The sequence below is a fragment of the Sphingomonas sp. NPDC019816 genome, assembly GCF_050274375.1.
Classification (GTDB): Bacteria; Pseudomonadota; Alphaproteobacteria; order Sphingomonadales; family Sphingomonadaceae; genus Sphingomonas.
Genome location: NZ_JBNNOB010000230.1, coordinates 1 through 2,986, shown reverse-complemented (window position 1 = coordinate 2,986; position 2,986 = coordinate 1). Strand labels below are relative to the sequence as shown.

The 2,986-nt window shown below is 66.5% G+C and carries 3 protein-coding genes; all 3 read right to left on the bottom strand.

The genetic code is table 11. From position 1 onward, the window contains the following. On the bottom strand, positions 1 to 358 hold a 358-nt coding region (locus ACQKJZ_RS18820; RefSeq protein WP_427733173.1), incomplete at its 3' end, for a biotin carboxylase N-terminal domain-containing protein. A 153-nt stretch (positions 359 to 511) separates the two neighbouring features. Further along, positions 512 to 1,516: a biotin synthase BioB gene (gene bioB, locus ACQKJZ_RS18815; RefSeq protein ID WP_427733171.1), complete on the bottom strand. Its 1,005-nt coding sequence runs from the start codon at positions 1,514 to 1,516 to the stop codon at positions 512 to 514. Positions 1,517 to 1,530: 14 nt separating this feature from the next. Next, on the bottom strand, positions 1,531 to 2,986 hold a 1,456-nt coding region (locus tag ACQKJZ_RS18810; protein WP_427733169.1), incomplete at its 5' end, for a methylmalonyl-CoA mutase family protein.

The window sequence follows — 2,986 nt, the reverse complement described above, 5'->3', positions numbered from 1 at the left end:
TCGATTCGATCTTGTCACCCATCGCGGCGATGGCGTTCGGCGGCGGGCCGATAAACGCGACGCCCGCCTCGGCACAGGCCTTGGCAAAGCTCTCGCGCTCGGACAGGAAGCCATAGCCGGGATGGATCGCATCCGCGCCGGTCGCCTTGGCGGCGGCGAGGATCAGTTCGGCTTTCAAATAGCTCTCGGCGGCGGGCGCCGGCCCCAGGCGCACCGCTTCGTCGGCCAGCCGGACATGCGGCGCGCTGGCGTCCGCATCGGAATAGACCGCGACCGTCGCGATGCCCATGGCCCTCGCGGTGCGGATCACCCGGCACGCGATTTCCCCGCGATTGGCGATCAGGATTTTTTGGAACACGGGGATACCTCTCCTTTTATGTCGTTGGTCCGTGTCATGCCTGTTCCCCGGCGAAGGCCGGGGTCCAGTTTCTTTATGGCCGGCGGTATGCCATCAATGGTTCACCGCAACTGGGCCCCGGCCTTCGCTGGGGAACAGGGCGGTGACGACAGATCACTCCGCCGCGACCCGCATCGGCTCGGCGCCTTCCATCGGCTTCAGGCCCAGCTTGGCGAACAGCGCGGCGTCGGCATCCTCGCCCGCATTGCCCGCCGTCAGCAGCTTGTCGCCGGTGAAGATCGAGTTCGCGCCCGCCATAAAGCACAAAGCCTGCGTCGCCGCCGACATGCTCTCGCGGCCCGCCGACAGGCGGACCATGCTCATCGGCATGGTGATGCGCGCGACGGCGACGGTGCGGACGAACTCGATATCGTCGATCTGCGCCAACGGCGTGTCGGCGAGCATGTCGCCCAGCACCGTGCCCTTGACCGGGACCAGCGCGTTGACGGGCACGCTCTCGGGATGGCGCGGCAAAGTGGCGAGCGCATGGACGAAGCCCACCCGGTCGCTACGCGCCTCGCCCATGCCGACGATGCCGCCGCAGCACACCGAAATGCCCGCCTCGCGCACGTTGGACAGCGTTTCCAGCCGGTCCTCGAAGCAGCGCGTCGTGATGACGTTGGCGTAGTTTTCGGGGCTCGTGTCGATGTTATGATTGTAGTAATCGAGACCCGCCTCCGCCAGCCGCTGCGCCTGGGGAGCATCGAGCATGCCCAACGTCATGCAGGTCTCCAGCCCCATGGCCTTCACGCCTTCGACCATGGCGACGACCTTGTCCATGTCGCGCTCCTTCGGGCTGCGCCACGCCGCGCCCATGCAGAAACGCTGCGAACCCGCCGCCTTGGCCTCCGCCGCCGCCGCCAGCACCGCGTCGACGTCCATCAGCTTTTCGGCCTTCACGTCGCTCTCGGCCGAGGCACTCTGCGAGCAATATCCGCAATCCTCGGGGCAGCCGCCGGTCTTGATCGAGCAGAGCGTGCACAGCTGCACCTCGTCCGCCGCGTGATGCGCGCGGTGGACCTCGGCGGCACGGAACAGCAGCTCGGTGAAAGGCAGGTCGAACAGTGCGCTGATCTCGGCCCGGGTCCAATCGGTGCGCAGCGCGGTGGTGGTCGTCATTCCGTATCGTCCCGTCATTCGCCCGTCTCGGGCGGCATATTATGGCCCAGCAGCCTCAGCACATCTTCGGCCGCTTTCACAAGATTGGTGCCGGGGCCGAAAATCGCCTGCACCCCGGCATCATAAAGCGCCTGATAGTCCTGTGCGGGAATAACGCCACCCGCGATGACCTTGATATCGGCGCGCCCCGCCTCGCGCAGGTGGCCGATCAGCTCCGGGATCAGCGTCTTGTGGCCCGCCGCGAGGCTGGAGGCACCGACGACATCGACGTCGCGGGCGAGCGCGAGTTGCGCGGCCTCCTCGGGCGTCTGGAAGAGCGCGCCCGGCACCACCTCGAAGCCCAGGTCGCCGAACATGGAGGACACGAGGTTCGCGCCGCGATCATGTCCGTCCTGGCCCATCTTGGCGACGAACAGCCGGGGCTTGCGGCCCAGACGGCGCTCGACCGCCTCGACGCCGCGGATTAGGCGCGCCCAGCGTTCGTCCTCGCCGTAAGCGCCGCCATATACGCCGGATACCGGGGTAGGCTGGGTTCCGTAGCGGCCGAAGGCATCCTCCAGCGCCGCTGAAATCTCGCCCAGGGTCGCCCGCGCGCGCGCCGCCTCGACGGCCAGCGCGAGGAGATTGCTCTCCAGTCCTCCCCCGGCGGGGGAGGTGGCAGCGGCGTCAGCCGCTGACGGAGGGGTGTCCACGCTCGAGAGGGGTGACACCCCTCCGTCATCGCTCTGCGATGCCACCTCCCCTTGCAGGGGAGGATTGTTCGCGGCGTTACGCAGCGCATCGAGTGCCGCCTGACACGCCGCTTCGTCGCGTTCGACCTTTACCCGTGCGATCCGCGCCACCTGGCCGGCGCGCACCGCGTGATTGTCGATGTCGAGGATTTCGACCGGTGCTTCATCCTGAAGCCGGTATTTGTTGACCCCGACGATGACATCCTCGCCGCGATCGACCTTGGCCGCGCGTGCGGCGCTCGCTTCCTCAATCATCGCCTTGGGCCAGCCCGCAGCGACCGCCTTGGCCATGCCGCCTTCGGTCTCGATCCGCTCGATCAGCTCCCACGCGCCGTCGACCAGCGATTGCGTCAGGCTCTCGACATAGTAACTGCCGCCCAGCGGATCGACGACACGTGTCATCCCCGTCTCTTCCTGCAACACGATCTGCGTATTGCGCGCGATGCGGGCGGAGAAGTCGGTGGGCAGCGCGATCGCTTCGTCCAGCGCATTGGTGTGCAGCGACTGGGTGCCACCCAGCATCGCCGCCATCGCCTCGATCGTGGTGCGGATGACGTTGTTATACGGGTCCTGCTCGGTCAGCGACACGCCGCTGGTCTGGCAATGGGTGCGCAGCATCTTGGAGCGCTCGTCCTTCGCGCCCAGCTGCGTCATCGCCCGGTGCCAAAGCACGCGCGAAAAAAAAAAAAAAAAAAAAAAAAAAAAAAAAAAACCAAAAAAACCCCCCCCCCACCCCCCC